At 35.4% G+C, this 21,609-nt stretch carries 21 protein-coding genes; 12 read left to right on the top strand and 9 right to left on the bottom strand.

The genetic code is table 11. From position 1 onward, the window contains the following. The first annotated feature begins 5 nt into the window (after nt 1-5). The 6 genes from ACXAGJ_RS19700 to ACXAGJ_RS19675 all read left to right on the top strand — a co-directional run bounded on the left by ACXAGJ_RS19700 (nt 6) and on the right by ACXAGJ_RS19675 (nt 9,194). The gene (locus ACXAGJ_RS19700) at nt 6-2,072 is read left to right on the top strand and encodes a flotillin family protein (RefSeq protein ID WP_474842234.1); all 2,067 of its coding nucleotides are present in this window, start codon (nt 6-8) and stop codon (nt 2,070-2,072) included. A 142-nt stretch (nt 2,073-2,214) separates the two neighbouring features. Continuing rightward, a complete protein-coding gene (locus tag ACXAGJ_RS19695; RefSeq protein WP_474842232.1) occupies nt 2,215-2,514 on the top strand; it encodes a hypothetical protein in 300 nt (99 codons plus the stop codon). A gap of 45 nt (nt 2,515-2,559) precedes the next feature. Further along, nucleotides 2,560-2,871 carry a GIY-YIG nuclease family protein gene (locus ACXAGJ_RS19690; protein ID WP_474842230.1) on the top strand — a complete coding sequence of 104 codons (312 nt, stop codon included), beginning with the start codon at nt 2,560-2,562 and terminating at the stop codon, nt 2,869-2,871. A gap of 129 nt (nt 2,872-3,000) precedes the next feature. Further along, nucleotides 3,001-7,890, top strand: coding sequence for a DNA repair ATPase (locus tag ACXAGJ_RS19685; protein WP_474842228.1), 4,890 nt, complete (start codon nt 3,001-3,003; stop codon nt 7,888-7,890). Between the two features lie 354 nt (nt 7,891-8,244). After that, nucleotides 8,245-8,721 carry a MarR family transcriptional regulator gene (locus tag ACXAGJ_RS19680; protein WP_170864576.1) on the top strand — a complete coding sequence of 159 codons (477 nt, stop codon included), beginning with the start codon at nt 8,245-8,247 and terminating at the stop codon, nt 8,719-8,721. Beyond that, nucleotides 8,718-9,194, top strand: a complete 477-nt coding sequence (locus tag ACXAGJ_RS19675; RefSeq protein ID WP_474842226.1) for a GNAT family N-acetyltransferase — start codon at nt 8,718-8,720, stop codon at nt 9,192-9,194. The genes ACXAGJ_RS19680 and ACXAGJ_RS19675 overlap by 4 nt, the downstream gene beginning before the upstream one ends. A gap of 57 nt (nt 9,195-9,251) precedes the next feature. Here the strand turns inward: ACXAGJ_RS19675 and ACXAGJ_RS19670 are convergent, their stop codons facing one another. Continuing rightward, complete coding sequence (locus tag ACXAGJ_RS19670; RefSeq protein WP_474842224.1) at nt 9,252-10,088, bottom strand: hypothetical protein; 837 nt, start codon at nt 10,086-10,088, stop codon at nt 9,252-9,254. 106 nt (nt 10,089-10,194) lie between these two features. After that, nucleotides 10,195-11,013: a hypothetical protein gene (locus ACXAGJ_RS19665; RefSeq protein WP_474842223.1), complete on the bottom strand. Its 819-nt coding sequence runs from the start codon at nt 11,011-11,013 to the stop codon at nt 10,195-10,197. A 620-nt stretch (nt 11,014-11,633) separates the two neighbouring features. On the opposite strand from ACXAGJ_RS19665, the gene ACXAGJ_RS19660 reads away from it, so the two are divergent. The 6 genes from ACXAGJ_RS19660 (at nt 11,634) to ACXAGJ_RS19635 (ending at nt 16,755) form a co-directional block, all read left to right on the top strand. Then, nucleotides 11,634-12,329, top strand: coding sequence for a hypothetical protein (locus ACXAGJ_RS19660; protein WP_073315691.1), 696 nt, complete (start codon nt 11,634-11,636; stop codon nt 12,327-12,329). 54 nt (nt 12,330-12,383) lie between these two features. Then, nucleotides 12,384-13,019 (top strand): hypothetical protein, encoded by a 636-nt coding sequence (locus tag ACXAGJ_RS19655; protein WP_474842221.1) that lies wholly within the window; start codon nt 12,384-12,386, stop codon nt 13,017-13,019. Beyond that, a complete protein-coding gene (locus ACXAGJ_RS19650) occupies nt 12,992-13,786 on the top strand; it encodes a sensor histidine kinase (RefSeq protein ID WP_474842219.1) in 795 nt (264 codons plus the stop codon). The genes ACXAGJ_RS19655 and ACXAGJ_RS19650 overlap by 28 nt, the downstream gene beginning before the upstream one ends. A 47-nt stretch (nt 13,787-13,833) precedes the next feature. Then, a complete protein-coding gene (locus ACXAGJ_RS19645; RefSeq protein WP_474842217.1) occupies nt 13,834-14,472 on the top strand; it encodes a response regulator in 639 nt (212 codons plus the stop codon). A gap of 220 nt (nt 14,473-14,692) precedes the next feature. Beyond that, nucleotides 14,693-16,150, top strand: a complete 1,458-nt coding sequence (gene rpoN / locus ACXAGJ_RS19640) for an RNA polymerase factor sigma-54 (RefSeq protein WP_474842215.1) — start codon at nt 14,693-14,695, stop codon at nt 16,148-16,150. Further along, nucleotides 16,150-16,755, top strand: coding sequence for a hypothetical protein (locus ACXAGJ_RS19635; RefSeq protein WP_073315696.1), 606 nt, complete (start codon nt 16,150-16,152; stop codon nt 16,753-16,755). Before rpoN ends, ACXAGJ_RS19635 begins: the two co-directional genes overlap by 1 nt. Here ACXAGJ_RS19635 and ACXAGJ_RS19630 read toward each other — a convergent pair. The 7 genes from ACXAGJ_RS19630 to ACXAGJ_RS19600 form a co-directional block, all read right to left on the bottom strand. Next, nucleotides 16,750-17,415, bottom strand: coding sequence for a porin family protein (locus tag ACXAGJ_RS19630; RefSeq protein ID WP_474842212.1), 666 nt, complete (start codon nt 17,413-17,415; stop codon nt 16,750-16,752). The genes ACXAGJ_RS19635 and ACXAGJ_RS19630 overlap by 6 nt on opposite strands. A gap of 179 nt (nt 17,416-17,594) precedes the next feature. Then, nucleotides 17,595-18,074 carry an ExbD/TolR family protein gene (locus ACXAGJ_RS19625; RefSeq protein WP_474842210.1) on the bottom strand — a complete coding sequence of 160 codons (480 nt, stop codon included), beginning with the start codon at nt 18,072-18,074 and terminating at the stop codon, nt 17,595-17,597. Nucleotides 18,075-18,097: 23 nt separating this feature from the next. Then, complete coding sequence (locus ACXAGJ_RS19620; protein WP_474842208.1) at nt 18,098-18,703, bottom strand: ExbD/TolR family protein; 606 nt, start codon at nt 18,701-18,703, stop codon at nt 18,098-18,100. Between the two features lie 311 nt (nt 18,704-19,014). Beyond that, on the bottom strand, nt 19,015-19,497 hold the full coding sequence (locus tag ACXAGJ_RS19615; protein WP_073315700.1) for an ExbD/TolR family protein: 483 nt from the start codon (nt 19,495-19,497) through the stop codon (nt 19,015-19,017). Between the two features lie 23 nt (nt 19,498-19,520). Continuing rightward, nucleotides 19,521-20,129, bottom strand: coding sequence for an ExbD/TolR family protein (locus ACXAGJ_RS19610; RefSeq protein WP_474842205.1), 609 nt, complete (start codon nt 20,127-20,129; stop codon nt 19,521-19,523). A 1-nt stretch (nt 20,130) separates the two neighbouring features. After that, a complete protein-coding gene (locus tag ACXAGJ_RS19605; RefSeq protein WP_073315702.1) occupies nt 20,131-20,604 on the bottom strand; it encodes a hypothetical protein in 474 nt (157 codons plus the stop codon). A 122-nt stretch (nt 20,605-20,726) separates the two neighbouring features. After that, entirely contained in the window at nt 20,727-21,527 is an 801-nt protein-coding gene (locus ACXAGJ_RS19600) for a MotA/TolQ/ExbB proton channel family protein (protein ID WP_073315703.1), read from the bottom strand. Nucleotides 21,528-21,609 lie beyond the last annotated feature (82 nt).

Raw genomic sequence — 21,609 nt, 5'->3', positions numbered from 1 at the left:
CAATTATGAGCAATTTAGCAAACATAGCTATTATCGTAGTAGTAGCATTAGTACTCTTGATAGTACTGTATTTTATAATCATTGCCATTTTCTATAGAAAAATCCCTCAAGGGGAATCACTTGTGCGCACAGGTTTTGGTGGAACGGCAGTTGCCTTCGACAAAGGTCTATATGTAATTCCAGTGCTACACAAAGTAGAAATTATGGATATTTCGATCAAGAAAATCGAAATAGAACGTACCGGGGTAAACGGATTGATCTGTAAGGATAACATTAGAGCAGATATCAAAGTAGCCTTTTTTGTTCGAGTGAATAAATCGGTAGAAGATATCATCAATGTAGCACAAACTATTGGCTGTAATCGTGCTTCTGAAATAGATACTTTGCGCAGTCTTTTTGATGCTAAATTCTCTGAAGCTTTAAAAACAGTAGGTAAAAAGTTTGAATTTGTAGAGTTGTATGAAGCCCGAAGAGAATTTAGAGATGAAATTGTAAACATTATTGGTACCGACCTAAATGGATACATATTAGACGACTGTGCCATCGATGATTTGGAGCAAACCTCACTAAGTGTGATGAAAGCAGATAACATTCTGGATGCAGAAGGAATCAAAAAGATTACAGAATTGACCGCTGCTCAAAACATAAAGTCGAATCTGATCAAACGAGACGAAGAAAAAATAATTCGTAAACAAGATGTAGAAGCTCGTGAAGCTATTCTTGAATTGGATAAACAATTAGCAGAAAAAGAAGAACAACAAAAACGTGAAATTGCCAATATTAAGGCTCGTGAAGAAGCAGAAACTTTAAAAGTATCTGAAGAAGAGCGATTAAAATCTGAAACCGCACGTATTTCTACAGAAGAAAAAGTAAAGGTAGCCGAAGAGAACATGCAGCGCCAGATCATTGTTGCTGCTAAAAATAAACAGCGAACAGATGCCGTTGAGACCGAAAGAGTGGAAAAAGACAGAATGCTGGAAGCCACAGAACGCGAAAGAATTGTTACGTTGGCACAGATTGAAAAGGAAAAAGTAGTAGAAATAGAAAAGAAAAATATTCAAGATGTAATTCGCGATCGAGTAATGCTCGAAAAAGGTGTGGTGCAAGAGCAAGAGAATATGAAAGATATCGAAGCCTTCAAAACTGCGGATCGTGATAAGCAAGTAAAAATTACTATTGCCGAAGCAACTGCTCAGGAAGATCTGATCAAAACAATAAAAGCCGCTGAAGCACAGAAAGAAGCTGCAAAACAAAAAGCAGAGGAAATCAATATCGAAGCGCAGGCCAAAAAAGAAGCTAGTGAAAAAGAAGCCGAAGCACGTAAAACACTTGCTGAAGCTCAAGCCAAAGAAGAAGCTACCTTGGGTATGTCTGAAGCACAAGTAATGCACGCCAAGGCAGATGCCAGAGAACGTGAAGGATTAGTAGAAGCCAACGTTATCGAAAAAACTGCAAAAGCAGAAGCCGCAGGTATCCAGGCAAAAGCAGAAGCGATCCGTGAAGAAGGATTGGCTGAAGCTGAAGTGATCAAAGAGAAAGCACTTGCTGATGCCGCAGGAATTGAAGAAAAAGCAGAAGCAATGAAGAAACTTGACGGTGTTGGTAAAGAGCATGAAGAGTTCAAACTACGCTTAGACAAAGAGTTACAAGTAGACTTGGCTCATATCAATATCCAGAAAGAAATTGCAGATGCACAAGCCGAAGTTATCGGAGAAGCACTGAAAGCTGCCAATATCGATATCGTAGGTGGTGAAACCATGTTCTTTGAGCAAATTATGGGACAAATCACCAAGGCTAAAGGATTTGATAGACTAGTACAACATTCTGATAATATACAAGATGTAAAAGATGCAATCCTGGGGAGTGAAGATGTAAAAGGAAATTTGTTGGAAAAAGTTAAAGAATTTGCAACAAAATACGGCATCTCTTCAGAGGATATCAAAAACCTAACGATCGCAAATTTATTGTTAGAACTAAAACAGAAAACAACCGATCCAGACGAAAACAATTTATTTACCAACTTGTTTAATCTAGCCAATGGATTAGGGCTTTCTGACAAAAAACTGAAGTAATACAAACACCAAGTATAAAGGTTTAGTTGCACTATCTAACAAAACTATGAGAATCATCAACTCCACATTTTTAAACCCATAAAAGTCTTCCCATTCCGGGAAGACCGGGATGGGAATTGTTTAACTTTTAAAAGGTTTATATATGGGAATAGCAGCAATGAATGCTTCGATTAAATTTAATGATCGAAGAACCAAAAGAGAAGCTTTCAAGGGATGGTCCTCTGCGAATAATGAAAGTGAAGGCATTAAAAAAGAGCCTGTTTCAGAAGAAGTTTTACAGCAAATAAGGAATAGAGCAAGAAAACAACAGAAGAAAGAGAATATTAGAAACGGTATTATTCTAGTAGCAAGCGTCATAGCTACCATCCTCTTTGTCAAACTCTTGTTTAATTATTATTCTGAAAATTTCATAGGAATCACTGATGCGTTTTTGTATAAATAAATCCAATGTCAGACTGAGCTTGTCGAAGTCCTAATAGAATAAAAGATGAAACAATATTATGTTTATATAGTTGAATGTAAAGATGGTTCTTTTTACATAGGTATTACTAATGACCTAGAACGCAGAGTATATGAACACAACATTGGAACAAAAGAAGATGCTTATACTTTTAAGAGAAGGCCAGTAAGTTTAAAATGGTTTCAAGCTTTTACAGATCCAAACGAAGCTATTAAAATTGAAAAACAATTAAAAGGATGGAGCAGAAAAAAGAAAATAGTACTAATAGAAGAAGATTGGGATAAATTAATTGAATATTCAAAAAATCACACTCAGTTCGGAAACAAAATAGAGAAATAGAATTGAGGTCCGCCTTAGTAGGCGCTTCGACAAGCTCAGCGTGACCTACAGACTTAAAATCAAATTTAAATTGTCTGACTGAGTCTGTCGAAGTCCTTTGTAACAGCGAATGTAAATTCGATTTAAAACATGCAAGAAGAAAACAACAATCAACATACTCAATTGGATGGTGGAACTTACGAGATCATTCAAAATCGTCTACAAAAGCATAAGGGCGATCTCCAAACCCGCCTTACCCAATTAAACGATGCAAGAAAAGAAGTCTTTGGTAGCGTAGAGACAAAACTAATCGCCAACAATCGAATCAATACAGAAAACAACTGTATTGCTAGAGATATAGTAACTATCGGAGAATATTGCTTATTTGGTTATAATGTACATTTTGGTCTTCGAACCGAAATCACCTTGGCTGATGTTTTTAGTATTTACACTTATACCAATGAACATTTCTCGGCAAAGACCTTAGATCTGATCAACGATCCTGTGTTTATTGATGATTTTACAAATCTCTATAAATACTATCGCAATACCATCTTTTCTAAATTCGCTATCGTTGGCAACTACCTCCATATGGTGTTTCAATTAAGTGAAAGTGTTTCAGATATTAAAACCTTCAAGTGGTTAATTAATGAAGGAACTCTTACCTATGTCGACAATAGAAGTGAACATGAATTTAAGTTTCCGAAGCAACACGAATTCAATTGGATCGAAGTATCTCGTGATATGCATCGATACGGAGCACATCCGCATATCTCCATTCTGGATAAAGTTTTTGTAGAAACTATCGGAGGAGATCTTACCATTAAAATTGAAGATAATACCGACGAAGGTAAAGGTATTCTGGATGAAGCTGTAGAACACGCTGATCAAACCCTGGATGATGGACAATATCGATTTGCTGATTTGGGTAATTTGATCACATTAGAAATCAAACCTTTTCAGGAAGCGCCACGCTATTTTGTCTATAATCATAAAATGCAAGAGGTAAAAAAAATAGAGTCTATCAAAGATGCTTGCTTACTTTTGCCTGATGATCAAGGAATCATTTATCCTAACGGATATTACCTGCAGTCTGGAGATTTCAAACTCTTTACCAATGAGGTTTCTGAGGTTAAGTTTCAGGAAAAAATCATATCTCCCAATGGAGAAGACTTTTTGTATGTGTTTTACGAAAGCGAAAAGGGGCTCTACACCCTAATGTCTTATAATGTCATCGAGCAAGAGGTAAAGACTCCCATCGTTTGTAATGGTTTTACGATTCTCCAAAATGGTGAGCTTTGTTATTTCAAAACCGAAGACGAGCAGACCAAACATCATGTAATTCAGATTTGGCAAACTCCTTTTATGAAAGGAGATACCATTCCATCAGAACACACAGATACTTTATTATACAAAATAGGAAACAAGGATATTGTAAAAGCTATGGCCGAATGCCATGCGCTGATCACCTTATTAAATAAAGAGGACAGTTATGACGGGTTGTATGATGACATTTCCAAATTCTCTAATGATGTCATCGATAGTTATTATTGGATTCGAGAAGAGGATACGTTTCGATTAGACATTCCTCTTGAAGAAATTAGTGGCGCTGCTAATGCTGCAATAGACGAATTTGAAAAGGTTGTTCAGCTTAGAAAAACTGCCGCCAACGTAACCAAAGAAACTCAAGATCAGGCAGAACTAATTTTTGGCAAAATAAAAAGTAGTTCTTTTCGATCTATCGATGATTTTGTGCAGGTGTTATCACAACTGCGAACACTACGTGGTGAAACTATCAGTTTAAATGATATCCGATATGTGGATAAGGAGTTCATCAAGTCTCTGGAAACCCAGATTGCCGAACAAACCGAGAAAATTTCTCAACGTTGTGTTCAATTTCTTCTGGACGACAAAGCGCTACTACCCTATCACAAAAGAGTAGAAGAAAAACAAGCAGTTCTAGAAGATATCAAAAAAGTAATCGATGCCAAAAAGCTGGAAGAAGAGGTCAATCAAATTGCAACCGATCTTGAAATGCTGATTGATATCGTTTCTAATCTTCAGATCGAAGACACTTCTCATTCTACCAAGATCATCGATAATATCTCCTTGATCTTTGCTACAATTAATCAATTGAAAGCAGGAATTAAAAATGCGATAAAATCTTTGGGAAGTAAAGAAGCTACGGCAGAATTTGCGGCTCAGTTAAAGTTAGTAGACCAAAGTATTATCAACTATTTGGATATTGCTAATACTCCCGAAAAGACTGATGAGCTTTTAAACAAGGTTTCTGTTCAGTTAGAGGATCTGGAAGGACGATTTGCAGACTTCGAAGAATTTATTGCTCAAATTATAGAAAAACGAGAAGAAGTATATAATGCCTTTGAGGCAAGAAAAAATGGACTAATAGAAGCCCGCAACAAAAAGGCTGTTGCTTTAGAAAATGCAGCAAATCGAATTCTGAAAGGAGTTACAAAAAAAGCATTGAGTTTTGATGCAGTAGCAAATATTAACGGGTATTTTGCCTCGGATTTGATGATCAACAAACTAAGAGACATTATTGATCAGCTTACGGATTTGGACGATGCAGGAAAAGCCGAAGCTATAGAAACGGCCTTAAAAGTAGCCAAAGAAGATGCCACCCGTAAATTAAAAGACAAACAAGATTTATATGAGGATGGCGAAAACATTATCAAGCTTGGTAAACACAAATTTGGTGTTAATAAACAACCTCTGGATCTCACTATTGTATACAAAGATTCGGCACTTGCATATCATCTTACAGGGACGGATTTTTATCAGGAAATTGAGAATGAGGTATTATTACGATCCAAAAAATATTGGGATCAGGAATTAATTTCCGAAAACCCAGAAATATATCGTTCGGCTTATCTCGCTTATAAAATTTTTAAAACCATAGCTAAAGAAAAATTACAGCATCAAACAGAAGAACAACTTCTGGAAATTGTAAAATCTGAGAGTAGCAAAAACTACGCAGAAGGGTATGTAAAAGGGGTTCATGATATAGACGCGGCCAAAATATTAAAAGTTCTTGTCGAACAAGATCATGGTCTTGGTTTATTGCGTTTCACCCCAAATACCAGAGCTTTTGCTCAGTATTTCTGGTTTAGCTTAGAAAAAGAAAAGCAAGAGTATTGGAACACAACAATAAAAGCTTCTGGAGAGGTTTTACAGGTTTTCCCAGATAGTCAAGAGCATCATAATGTAATTACAAAACTAAATAAAGAGATCAGTGTTTTTGTAGAAGAAAGACAATGGTCTGAAACCAATGAAAGCAACGATATTGCACATTATTTATTTACAGAATTACAAAGCGATAATAGTTTTTGCATTAGCCAAACGGCCAATGAAATATATGACGCATTCATTTCTGAACTAAAAAAGAAAAAAGTATTTACCAAACTTAAAAAAGCGCTAGACTTAGATACAAAACCAAAGTCAAATGGTCATGTTGATTGGAATTCAAAAATCAATTTAGCCTTACAATGGGTAAGTTCTTACATCAAAGCAAATATCCCAGAACATATCGATTATGCTCACGAAGTCGTTTGTACTTTATTGTTCAAAGAAGAAGCAATTTCTGAAGTAATTCATGTAAACCCTTCGCAAGTCATAAAAGATTTGAAAGGAAGTCATGGTACAATCACTGAAGGTAACTATTCGTTCAATTACCATACTTTTGTTGCTGCATTACACCAATTCGCAACGGTAGAGACACCCGCCTTTGAAGCATATAGAGAAGCCAAACATCAAGTTACAGACCAATTAAAAGAAGATTTGAAACTAAATGAATTCAAACCTAAAGTACTATCTTCTTTTGTACGAAATAAATTAATAGATCAAGTATATCTTCCTTTGTTTGGGGATAACCTATCCAAACAATTGGGTAGTGTTGGCGAAAATAAGCGTACCGATCGAATGGGAATGCTATTACTTATTTCTCCTCCAGGATACGGAAAAACGACTTTGATGGAGTACATGGCTAACCGATTAGGGTTGGTTTTCATGAAAATTAACGGCCCGGCCATTGGACACGAAGTTACTTCTGTAGATCCCATGGCTGCAAATAATGCCGCTTCAAGAGAAGAACTAAAAAAGCTAAATCTAGCTTTTGAGATGGGGAATAATGTGATGTTATATCTTGACGATATACAACATTGTAATCCTGAGTTTTTACAAAAATTCATCTCTCTCGCTGATGGAACTAGAAAAATAGAAGGAGTATACAATGGCAATCCAAAAACCTACGATTTACGAAGCAAACGTTTTTGTGTAATTATGGCAGGTAACCCATATACAGAAAGTGGAGAAAAATTTCAGATTCCGGATATGTTGGCTAACCGTGCTGATATTTATAATCTTGGAGATATTATCGGGGATACAGCGGATTTGTTTAAATTGAGTTTGATTGAAAATGCAATGACTTCAAACCCCGTCCTGCACCAATTGAGCAGCAAACACTTTGACGATATTTACAAATTAATCGAGATCGTAGAAACCGGAACGCAAGAAGGTGTCGAGTTAGAAGGCAATCACACTAAACAGGAGGTACAAGATTATGTATCTGTTCTCGAAAAAGTAGTGCTAATACGAGATACGGTATTAAAAGTAAATGAAACCTACATCCAATCTGCCGCTATGGAAGATGCTTATCGCACAGAACCTTCGTTTAAACTACAAGGTTCCTACCGGGATATGAGCAAATTAGTAGCCAAGGTCGTGCCTATTATGAACGATACCGAATTAAGGACATTATTGCTTTCACATTACGAAAACGAATCACAAACATTAACCAGTGCTGCTGAGGCCAACTTGTTAAAATATAAAGAAATGACAGGAACCATTTCGGAAGAAGAAATGACGCGCTGGGAAACCATTAAAGAAACCTTTACCAAAAACAATAAATTGAAGGGATTTGGAGATAAAAACGAAATGGCACAAGTATTAGCCCAAATGATGCAATTTAGCGACCACCTAGCCGGCATTCAAGAAGTGCTAAAAAATAGACTAGGTAAATAAATCTAATAAACGGTTTAAGTTTTATGCCCAAGCAAAAATTATTGGGCCAAAACGTAACTTCTGGTGGAGTTTTTATACCAATATGTAATTTTGATTATTAAGTAGATCAGCACATGAAATATCTAAAATTTCTTGGTTTTTTAGGATTAATAGGGTTTCTCCCCTACTTTATAGAATGTCCAAATTACATCAAACTATTTAAACTCTTTTTCTTTTGTTTTTGGGTGGATAGTATTTCCAAATCTACAAAGGCAAAAAGGCAAAATCAATTGTAAAAGATGCCCTTCTTATTGCAAAAACTTTTGTTTTTTAAAAATTATTATTATTTTTACATAAGCACTTATATAAATACTTATGAAAGATAAGCTTCAAGAATATGCAGAACTTGGTCTCGGATCAAGATTAAAAAGGTTAAGTGAATATCTAATGAGAGAAACACAATTAGTATATAATGCTTGTAATATAGACTTCGACCCTTATCTCTTTCCTGTATTCAGGTTTATAATCGATCATAATACAATAACTACAACTACGATTCAGGAAGGGCTACAATTCACACAACCAGCTATCACCCAATCGCTAAAAAAACTAACAGAAAAAAAATTAGTCACTTATAAAACTGATACCAAGGACAAAAGAAAAAAACTGTTTACGTTGAGTAAAAAAGGAAAAGACTTACATCAACAAATGATCCCTATTTGGGCAGTAATCGATGAACAAGTAAAATGGCTTACCGAAGGAAGTGCTATTGGCTTAACTCATCATTTAACCCATCTAGAAAATCAATTTGCAGAAAAATCATTAAGCCACCGAATACTTGAAAAACTATGAGACCTCTATCCAATCAACTAACTATTATCCCTTTTGATCCAAAATATGCCAAAGACTTTGCCCGTCTTAATGTAGAATGGTTAGAAAAGTACTTTGTCGTAGAACCTTTGGATCAACAATTATTAGAAAAATGCGAAGAAACTATTGTACAAAAAGGAGGGTATATCTTCTTTGCCAAAGTGGAAGAAGAAATTGCAGGAACCTTTTCTTTGATCCCCGTAGAATCAAACATATATGAGCTAGGTAAAATGGCCGTCTCTCCTAAGTTTCAGGGGCATAAAATTGGCCAGCAGTTACTACAGCATGGGATTGATTTTGCAAAGAATGAGGGTTGGAAAAAAGTCATTCTATATTCCAACACCCTTCTTGAAAATGCCATTTACATCTACAAAAAATTTGGCTTTGTCGAAATCCCCATAGAGAAAAACCCTTTGTACAAGCGTAGTAACATCAAAATGGAGCTAGTACTATAAGAAACACCACTTTTGAGATTCTCAAAAGTGGTGTTTACTCATAACTCCTTGTATGACCTACCCATTCACTCTTCTAATGACTAGATGGTTTTTTCCATAGTTGTTATCCCAATACTCTTGACCATTTACTCTATACAACACAGCATATTCTACTGAGTTAATAGTACTATCAAAGCGAACAAATCCAGACCAGCGCTCTATCCCAAATTGATTTGGACTTGTTACCGAAATAAAAGGTCCACTATTCCAAAATGGACGATATGATAGTGAAAACTCATTTTGTGTCTGCCATCCATCGGTAGTATACACCACGATAACCTCTTTGGCTGGTGACAAGTTCCTAACATCTACGGTAACATTCAATTGGTTTTGATCATAAAAAGACGAGTAGAAAATACTATCAAAATCAGTATCCACACTGATATTGGAGTCCGGATTAGCCAAAAAATATCCATCTCTTACCGACATCTTGTAATTGGCTCCATTATTATTATCCCAATAGACCTGACCATCTACTTCGTATTTCACTACAAATTCATCTGCATAAATTTGTGATGATGTTGTTTGATTTCCAATCCAGATCTCTTCGTCTTCATTAATATCAAAACTGTAAGATAGTGGGATTTCCTCCCAAGATCCATCTAGTTTCTCATGAAAAATACTTACCGATTTATCAAAGGCTAAATCAGAAACTTGCACTGTAAATTTTCTTGTGTAGCTAGAAAACCCTCGATACGTCCCAAAAGTCGTCCAGGACTTTACTAAACTTACCGGGTTTAAACTCTTTTCGCTAATATTGATCAAATCAGTACTTCTTTGATTTTCGATCAGCTCTTCTTCTGTGTTACACGAAAAGATTAATAATGCTATTGCCAAATAAAACAGCTTTTTCATTCTTAGTTGGTTTTAAAAGTTTATTAATTAATTGTTTTGCGTATTGCGAGTCTCACCTTTCTATATTAGGTATAGAAACGCGATATAAAGTTGTATTGATTTTGATTTAGTAAGTCACTTTTTGAATGACGTAATTACTCCCATAGTTGTTGTCCCAATATTCCTGGTCCCCAACTCTGTAAACGACTGCATACTCGATTGCATTTACCTCTTCTTGATCTACTCGAACCGTGGTTTCCCATTTATCTATATCAAATTGATTAGGACTTTGGATATAGTGCGCATACCCCACTCTAAAATACCTTTGGTAACTCAAAGCTGCTGTCTGGGTAGTTAACCACCCATCGGTGGTATAAACCACTTCTACAGATCCTGCAGTGCCGTAATTTCTTCTGGCATCTACATTTACATTAAATGATCCACCAAAAAACCTAGTGTAATACTGATCTACAGAAACTTCAACTTCTGGTGCCAAAAAAGTCCCCATATTAACAAGCATACTGTAGTTAGCGCCATTGTTGTTATCCCAATACGTTTCTCCATTTACCGAGTACTTCACAACAAACTCATCGTTATAGATCTCTGTATCAGGTTCTACTTCTCCTACCCAGATTTCTTCATCATCACCTATACTTTGCAGAAAGGTTAACGGAATATCCTCCCAACCTCCGTTGAAGGTAGAATGATGTATTGATACTTGTTTCTGAAATGCCAGGTTTTTTACTTTTACAACAAAGCGTCTTACATATCTACGTAGCACAGGGCTACTGCTATTTGAAGTCCAGGCTCTAAGTAATTTTACATTATCTGAACTGTTTTTTGCAGCAAGTTCTATAGATTCATTATCTACTTCTAATTGATCCGTGTCTGTATTACAAGAGTACAGCCCTAGTACTATTGCAAATACGAAATACATTTTTCTCATAATAAATACGTGATTAGATGGTTGTGGTTTTTGTTTTTAACTTTTCGAAAAGTTTAGTGGCCGACCTATTGTTATCTTCAAGGTAGATCGGTCGAGCATACAACCGCAACTGGCATAGACGTATTTAACATTTTTTTCACCAAGAACGTTTTCGAATCACCTGGCTTTTAACTTAAAATTAAATCCCAAAAATTGGATTTAAAGCATTTCTATTATTGCACCATATTTTTTATGAAAAGTATTTTTTAAACCGAAAATTTTAGGAATCAATACGGCGAAAATTTTAGTGCATATTTAGCGTGCAATTCTTTACGAAAAGGTTTGCAAAGATATTTTAAGAAAATCTCCCTTATTTTTTCGCAACCTCATTGATGATAAATAGGGTGTAAATGGCAAGGGGGTATCTATTTTTTAAAAGAGTGGAACCCCTTTTTTCTATAGGGGTTTTTACCCCTTTATTTGATAGACTATTCTTCTAGAAAACCATTTCAAAAACCTGCCAAAACACTTAATTTACAACAGGTTACAACCATCTGCTCTTAACAAAATTTTATATCTTTTTTTGAATCCTATAGAATAATAGTACTTTTAGAATTCACAAACATCTAATAACCCATAAAATGAAAAACAGAACTAATTTTATTGGATACCCCATTGTAGCCATCATTGCTGCACTAATCACTTATTACTGCACTAGAGAACCCGGGCCAGTGATAACACCGGATCCAACTCAACCGGAAGAAATTATTTCATTCAAGGACGCTGTTCAATTGTACGGAAGCTATTCTAAAAATCGTGCTTGTGTGATAAAAACTTTTGAAAGCAGACGAGACAGCCTATTAGACAAACTATGTCCTAGTGACAGAAAGCCCATTTCAAACTTTGTTCCTTCAAGGTCTTTTTATTTAAGTAAGGATTTTTTGGATGAATATATCTCCTATGTAAAATGGGTAACGCCAGACTCAATAGATATTACTGGTTACCGCCTTTACTTAGGAAATTATCCAGATGCTGAAAAATTTGTAGACGGAAAACCAATACCAGACCCAAGAAGAAACACCTTTTTTATTGCACCCACAACCTTATTAGGAAGTGATAATCTGCATAGAGGATACACTTTTGCAGATAGAAATAATGACGGTAGACAAGAATTAGTATTTCTAGAAGACGTACTAGACCAAATAGGATATGGAGAACAGGGATCATTAGATCCTCAGATGATGCAACAAATACAAACCGCAGGCTTCTTTTCAGCTTTTATGGGAATTCAAGAAAACCAAAGTACCATTGCGAATGATATTGGAAGCTATCCATAATTTCATCAAAACAACTAAACTTAAATAGTGGAAAGAGAACATCTAATAATCATAATGTATGCAACAATTTTAGCAGAATTAATAACAGCCGTAATCGGAACCTTGTATTATAAAAAATATAAAGGAACCAAACTGAAACATTTTATTCTGTATTTGTGGTATACTGCTATAAATGAAATTGTAGTTGGATTATATTTGAAGAGATATCTTGAGATAGAATGGGGGGATTTATTATACAACTTGTATTATATAATAAGCTTTATATACTTTCTTACCTTGTTTAGAAATTACTTGATGATCAAAAAGAATAAAAGAGTAGTGCATACTTTTTTAATAACTTATATTATTCTTTTGGTCATAAATGGTTTCTATCAGAATTATATTTATGAGTTACAAATTATTCCATATATAGCTGCTTCAAGTTTCTTAGTAGTAACCATTTTCTTATATTTCATAGAAATTCTCAATTCGGAAAAAGTACTAAATGTTAGAAAAAATTTACTTTTTTGGATTAGCATAGGTTTATTGTTATATCATATAGGCAATATTCCTTTTAGAATTCTAAGAAATTATTATTCGGATATAACCGATGCTACAGTATCTTTTTTATTAGGTGTCTTTTTGACTATAATAATGAATATCTGTTTTATTATTGGCTTTATATGGAGCGACAAGAAACAGCTATATTAATTGCAAGTATCGTATTGATTGTTATCATTACGATTATGATTTTCCTTTTCATTATTTTCCAAAAAAGGAAAAACATTTTATTACTGCAACAAAAAGAAGCTGAAAAAAAGTTTGAAACTGCAATTGCTGAAACTCAGATTGAGATACGCGAAGAAACCTTGCGTAATATCAGCTGGGAATTGCATGATAATATTGGCCAGCTACTCACGCTGGCCAAAATACAGGTAAATATTGCACAGGATGACCCCAATAAACTGCAGGAAGTTACTGATACTATTACCAAGAGTTTAACTGAACTCAGATCGTTGTCAAAACTGATTAATCCAGATGCGATAAAAAGCTTAAGCTTAACCGAAGCTATTAACCTGGAGATTGAACGTTTTAACCGATTGCAATTTATAAAGGCTACCCTGAGCAGTAATACTGAAGTACGAAGCCTTGACGGCAAGGCAGAAATTATCATCTTCAGGATATTGCAGGAGTTTTTTACCAACACTATAAAACACTCCAAAGCCTCTACACTAGATGTAAACGTAAACTATGATGAAGAGAAACTAGTTATCCATGCCAAGGATAACGGAGTTGGCTTTAACATCAATGATTCCAACACCCAACAAGGGATTGGATTATGTAACATTCAAAACAGAGGAAAACTAATCGACGCCGAAGTAACGCTTGATTCTGAGGAAGGAGTAGGGACATCCATTACTTTAACCTATCATTATGATAAAAAAAGCTTACCTTCAGCCGTCGATGAAAACGACTAATCACATTAAGTAAAAAAATTCACACAAATTAAAAAGAACAGGGAGTTATGAAGTATTCGGTAGTTATTGTAGAGGACCACATCTTGTTATCCCAAGCCTTATCGGGTTTGGTAAATGGATTTGACAAATTTAAGATCTTATATATCTGTAAAAACGGGAAAGAGCTACTTACCCGATTTAAGGATCCCAAAAACATTCCGGATGTAGTACTTATGGACATCAATATGCCTATCATGAATGGCATTGAAACAACAGCAGCGCTCAAAGAAGAATATCCAGAAGTAAAGGTGCTGGCATTATCTGTAGAAGAAGATGAAAATACGATTTTAAAAATGCTACGAGCAGGTGCCAAAGGATATCTATTAAAAGATACAGAAAAAAGCATTCTTGAGAACGCTTTGATACAAGTACAAGAAACAGGGTTTTATCACACTAAAGATGTAACCAATCTATTATTGGGTTCGCTTAACCCAAAAGAAGACAATAAAGTATCACTAAAAGATCGTGAATTAGAATTCATCAAACATGCTTGTACAGAAAAGACCTACAAAGAAATAGCAAGCGATATGTGTTTGAGCCCAAAAACTATTGAAGGATATCGGGATTCTATTTTTGAAAAATTAAATCTAAAGAACCGTACTGGTCTGGTGATCTATGCCATTAAAAACAAATTATTTGTACCATAAACCGCAGTTCTACCCTGTAGTTGTTCGTATTAAAAAACGCATTCCTACATATTAAAATCGTTTTTGGCCCGTTTATTGATCAAGGCAAAGAAAGAAAATCTTAATTATATATCTATAATTAAGATTTTTTGGCATTTTTTAAACAAACTAACCATCTTATACTTCGATAAAAACAGTGTTTTTTGTTTATTTTTGTGAGTAGAAGAACATTGATCATTTTATGCTAAAACAACAATTAAACTTTAAGCTTTCTCAAAAACTTTCGCCTCAACAAATCCAGTTGATGAAATTGATTCAGCTTCCTACTCAAGCCTTTGAACAGCGTTTAAAACAAGAGATGGAAGAGAATCCCGCTTTGGATAGCGGAAAAGAAAAATCAGACGAATTCGAAGATACGTTTAGCAATGAAAATGATGTAGATGACTTTGGTAACGATAAAATCGAGACCGAGATTAATGTTGATGAATACCTGAGCGATGACGAAATCCCTAGCTATCGATTAAGTTCTAATAACTACAGCTCTGATGATGAAGAAAAAAGCGTTCCTTATGCATCAGGCACCACGTTTCATCAACATCTGGTCAATCAATTAAATACCTATCGACTAGATGAAGAAGAACGTCAGATCGCAGAGTTCTTGGTAGGTAGCGTTGATGAAAGTGGATATATCCGCAGATCGATTTCTGATATTTTGGATGATTTGGCTTTTACACAAAATGTATATACAACAGAAGAAAAAATAGAAAGTGTTCTTGATGTAGTTCATCAACTAGACCCTGCTGGGGTGGGCGCTCGTAATTTACAAGAATGTTTATGGTTGCAATTGGATAGGAAAGAAACTACTATACCTATTAAATTAGCCTCGCAAATACTTAAAAAGGCCTTTGATCATTTCAGTAAAAAACATTACGACAAACTCATCGCAAAGTTTGATGTTACCGAAGAGCAATTAAAAGAAGCTATCGAAGAGATAGAACACCTAAATCCAAAGCCTGGTGGAGCCTATGCAGGTAATAATCGCATTATTGAGCATGTTGTGCCTGATTTTACCATTAGAATCGTTGATGGAGAGTTAGAACTTACTCTTAATGGACGAAATGCTCCCGAATTACATGTATCCAGAGAATACAATAATATGCTTCAGGGATACAAAGCGAGTAAGGAAAAGTCAAAGTCTCAGAAAGATGCGGTGCTCTTTATCAAACAAAAATTAGATGCTGCAAAATGGTTTATCGAGGCGGTTAAACAGAGACAACAAACACTTTTTATTACTATGAGTGCAATAATGCACTATCAAAAAAGTTATTTCCTTAGTGGAGACGAACGAAATCTAAAGCCTATGATCCTAAAAGACATAGCTGATGAGATCGGGATGGACGTCAGTACAGTATCTCGGGTTGCAAATAGCAAATATGTAGATACTCCTTATGGAACTAAATTAATCAAGGAGTTCTTTTCTGAATCCATGACCAACGATCAAGGTGAAGAAGTTTCTACACGAGAGATTAAGAAAATTTTGGAAATAACTATTGGCGATGAGGACAAGAAAAAGCCGTTAACCGATGAGAAACTGGCTCAAATCCTTAAAGAAAAGGGATATCCTATCGCTAGAAGGACCGTTGCTAAATACAGGGAACAATTAGAGATTCCTGTAGCGAGGTTAAGAAAGAAGATTTAATGAACTTTTTTTTAAGAATTGCTTCTTACATACTACACCCTTTATTAATGCCCCTTATAGGTGCACTTATATATTTTGCCGCTGCTCCAAGGTTCATCCCAGAGGAAATTATCCAAACCAAAATTTTTGGATTAACGGTACTTACAATTCTTATTCCAGTTGTTTTATTCTTCTTTTTAAAAAGTCTGGGCACGATTAGCTCTATTCATTTAGAAAACGTAAAACAACGTAAAATCCCCCTGCTATTACAATCCATCTTGCTGATTGTAGTGATCAAAATGGTTATTGATGTGTATCGATACCCAGAACTATACTTTTTTTTCTTGGGCATATTGCTATCTACCTTAAGTGCAATTTTTATGGCACTTTTCAATATAAAGGCTAGTCTGCACATGATCGGGATCAGTGGGATTACAATGTTTACCATTGCGCTCAGTATTCACTTTGAGATGAACCTCACCCTTCTTATTGCTGGTTTGATGATTGCAAATGGAGTTGTTGCCAGCTCCAGACTACACCATAAAGCGCATACTGGTTTGGAACTTGTTTTGGGCTTGTTAATGGGAGTGATCCCTCAACTTACTTTAATCAACTTCTGGTTATAAAATATAAAACATCAGCCCTACCCTTGCGGTATTAATATTCACTTTTTCGCCATCAATTTGAGCACTATCGTCAAAAAGAGGATTAAGGCTATAGTAGAAATGAAAGTTGAAGGTGTTCCATCCAAAGGTAAATGTAGCTCCGATTCTCCACGGGTTCAGTTCTTCAATATTGGTAAGCTTTACTTCTCGTGTTTCATCTTCAAACCTCGACCTAAAATAGTACATATAACCAATTCTGAGTCCTGTATAAATTCTATAAAACTTATGACTTTCAGGAACAGAGGTTCTCCATCTAAATTCGATAGGCGCTTCAAACAGATGTGTAGCAAACCTATTGGCATTAAAATCAATTCCTTTCAGACTACTAAAAACCGATTTCCCCGTAGCTTCATTTTCATCAATCAACAAATTGTGATTAAAAACGTTCAAAGAATATCCCAAACCTACTCCAAAAGCTACATTACGTCTTTTGTTGATTGGCATGTCTCGTATAAACCCAAGCTGAAACCCTCCAGAAAATCCAGATTGACTAACATCAGTAGGGCGGTTAAGGATTAAATTATAGGTAAATCCAACATAAAACTGATCTTCACGATAGAGGGAATCCACAACTATCGCCGCCTCAGCCTCTGTATCCAGTTCTGGAACTGTTTGACACACTAGCGGATTAATAAAAAAACAACAACTAATAAATAACAGTAGTCTCTTCATATAGAACACTAAAATAAATCTATTTCTATTAGAAACGGCATAAACATAACAAAAAACTAAAAAGGTTTACATAGGACCTCATCAGATGACAAGGCCCTACACAAACCTATAACTACTAAAAAACGTCTTTATTGACTATTGCTAGCCACATCTCCATTTCGAGTGGTATAATTAATCTTTAAAGCATTAACAGCTCTTAATTCCTTTTTAATATCACCTACTAACCCCATTTTGGTGTCTTTGTCAATCTTAAGGGCAGTGATCAAAAAAGGAATCTCGGCATCACGTTTACCGGCACGCTCCGATAATACAAATGATTTGATTTCTTGTAAACTAGCAAATTTATCATTCAACTGAATCTTTGCTTCATTACCCACATAAATGTATCTAGAACTAGGTTTACCTGCATATATAGACATTACTAGGTTTTTGTTCTCTAACCGTTCTACTTGATCTGCATACGGCAATCGATTTTCTATCATCAATGCATCCTCCCGCATCACCGTGGCGACCATAAAGAAAAATAACAACATAAACACAATGTCTGGCAATGAAGCCGTAGAAATTTCAGGTAATTTTTGATTCTTTTTATTTTTAAACGTATTCATTTTACTTGAGTTTAGGGTGAGTACTAATGTCTTGGTTCGGCTTCAGATAACTTTTCTGGGTATAAGGATTGAATATTTCGGATCCTCTCCTTTAACTCCTCCCTACTTCCAACATAATTTGGGTCTTTCAAACTTTCTTCCATAGCCAAAAAAGAAACCCCATACAACTTGGTTGACACTCTATTGCGCAACTCATTGTACGCTGCCATCAGTTCATTTTGTACAGTGATATATGTCTGATAGTTGGTTTCCCTACTATTTACCAATGACACAATCGCTTTTCCAGGGTTTTCCGAAGACAAAGGATCTTTACTCCCTAAACAATAATCACAGCCCTGATTGGCAGATCCCCCTCCATTATCCAAAAAAGCAATGGTTGCCGATTTAAGTTGATCAATCTTCATCAACTCCCCTTCTACCAAAAGTTCATTTTGTTGATTGATCTCAACCCTGAATAAATTCCGCTCTTTGATGTCAGCAATTACAGGTTCATCTAGCAAAGGAGGAAGTTTCCGATTAATCCCCTTATCCGTGTCGATAGTCGTCGAAACCAAAAAAAAGATGAGTAATAAAAATGCAATATCCGCCATAGATCCTGCATTTACCATTGGTGCGGTTCTGTTTACCATAATACATATATTTAATTAATAATTACTTACAACAGTAACAGACCATGATCCGATAAGACATGAATGATGTAGAAGAAATGAAGAAGTGTTTCTACGCACTACAACCTTTTACCAAATATTCAATATCTATTTTTGGAAGGTTAGATATTGGCTAGTGATTACATATTTAGATCATAGTAATACAAATTATGGCACAATTCTCATGCCATTTTTCAGGTAATAAACTCTAAAACGGAAATAATAACACAAAAAAATCCCGTCTAAAAGACGGGATTTTTTATATGTATAAGATTATCTTCTTTTATATCACTTTACTGAAGGTTATCCATTGCACTTCCAGTTCTGGTGGTATAATTGATTTTCAACGCTTGTACGTCTCTTAATTCCTTTTTGATATCTCCTACAAGACCCATATTGGTCGCACCATCAACTTTTAAGGCTGTGGTAAGGAAAGGAACTAATTCTTCTCTTTTGGATGCTCTCTCGGCCAAAATAAACGCTTTGATATCGCTTACATCTGCAAACTTATCATTAAGCTGAATTCTAGCTGTGCTACCAGCGCTAGCTTGATACCTAGAACTCGGCTTTCCTGCGTAGATATACATCACCAAATCTTTTTTATCTAATTTCTCGATTTGGTCTGCCGTTGGCAATCTATTTTCGATCATCAACGTATTTTGACGCATTACGGTTGCAACCATAAAGAAAAATAATAACATAAATACAATATCAGGTAACGAGGCTGTTGATATAGCCGGTAAGTCACCACTCTTTTTCTTCTTAAACTTAGACATAAGAATTCTTTTTTTGTTATTACTTATTTCTTTGGTTCTGCCTCAGAAAGTTTTTCTGGGAACAAGAACTGTATTTTCTTGATATCTTCCTTTAGAGATTCCTTATTACCTGTGTAATTTACGTCTTTGAGCTCTTTTTCCATCTGTACGAATGTTTTTCCAAACAAACGCTGTGCTTCACGATTACGTAACGTAGTATATGCTGCTACCAATTCATTTTGTACAGCAATATACGTTTCATAATTTGTTTCCCTGTTATTACGCAGAGAGATTACAGCTTTTGTTGGGTTATCCGACGAAGCTGGATCTTTTGATCCTTGACAGTAATTACAGGCATCTTCTCCTGCTCCACCACCATTATCTAAAAACTTAATGGCAGCTTCACGAAGATCCTGCAACTCCATTGGAGTTTCCTCTACAAGAAGGTCATTATTTTTGTTTAATTCAACCACAAAAATATTTTTTTCCTTCAAGATTGGAGGTGGTACTTCTTCGTCCTGTGGAGGAGGAAGCTTACGGCTAATACCACTATCTGTTTCGATAGTCGTTGTAACCAGGAAGAATATAAGAAGTAAGAAAGCGATATCTGCCATAGATCCCGCATTTACTTCTGGTGCTGCTCTTCTTGCCATACTATTTACCTATTAATTTTTTAATACCAGAGAAAAACATTAATCCTACTGCTACGGCAGCTAGAACATAAAATGCATATAATCCAGTTCCTACCCATTTAGATCCACTAGCAGAAAGTACGTCACCATCTTTAAGCGGGGTCTCTACTCCGTTTGCCATAGCAAAACCGATACCCACTACAATAAGGAAAGCTACAACACCTATTGCTGTATTTTTAAGACCTGAAGGGTTCTTTAGTAATGTTGAAATTACAGTGAATAATGTAGCCACGATAGTTACTATGAAGATAATCAAAGTAAGGCTATACAATGGACTTACTGAAGACTCGGCAACATCTAATGGAAGTTCTCTTGCTTCAGAAACACCATTCTGATCCATCAAATCACTGATTGAGCTACTCATAACATACCAAAGGATCGCTCCTAAGATACCTACTCCTAGCACAACATATGATAATATTTTAGAAAGTTTCATGTGTCTATATTTTATTTGGAATGCAATTGCACTCTGATTAACTAATGAATGTCATTTTTGAAATCGTCTTCAAAAAGACTTTACTAGCAGGGAAAATCCCTACTTTACCGTATGCTTAGTAATTACTTTTTGTTCTTGTAAGCTACTAACATATCGATTAAAGTAATCGATGCATCTTCCATATCGTTAACGATTCTATCAATTTTTGCTACGATGTAGTTGTAGAAAATCTGAAGGATAATCGCTACGATAAGACCAAATACTGTAGTCAAAAGTGCTACTTTAATACCACCTGCTACAAGAGAAGGCTGCATGTCTCCAGCCGCTTCAATTTTATCGAATGCCTGAATCATACCAATTACCGTACCCATGAACCCAAGCATCGGAGCAAGAGCGATAAATAAAGATATCCAAGATACGTTCTTCTCTAATTGTCCCATTTGAACACCACCGTAAGCTACAACAGCTTTCTCAGCAGCGTCTATGCTTTCATCAGCTCTGTCAAGTCCTTGATAGTAGATAGAAGCAACAGGTCCTTTAGTGTTTCTACACTCTTCTTTAGCTGCTTCAACACCACCACTATTTAAAGCGTCTTCAACTCTTTGTTGTAATTTCTTAGTGTTGGTTGTAGAAAGATTTAAAAAGATAATTCTTTCGATTGCAATCGCAAGACCTAGGATCAAACATAAAAGTACGATACCCATAAATTCAGGTCCACCCTCTATAAAACGTTTTTTAAGGTTTTGGTGAAATGTTAACTCTTCAGTAGTAGCAGAAGCATCTTCTTGTACTGTTGTCGATGTTATAGGAGCAATTAATAATTGCACATTAGTCGTTAATAACTGGGCAGGTGCAGTTGACGCCTGTAAATTTCCAAAAGCCATTACTGCTGTGATTGCCAGAATAGAAAATAATCTTTTCATTGCGCTGATTCTTAATTTTAATTAGTTAAAGGGTTAAAGATATAAAAATATTATAAAAACTGTCAAATATTTAAATATATTG

The sequence above is a fragment of the Aquimarina sp. AWH4_224 genome, assembly GCF_056160245.1.
This window is presented reverse-complemented; position numbering and strand designations above follow the sequence as displayed.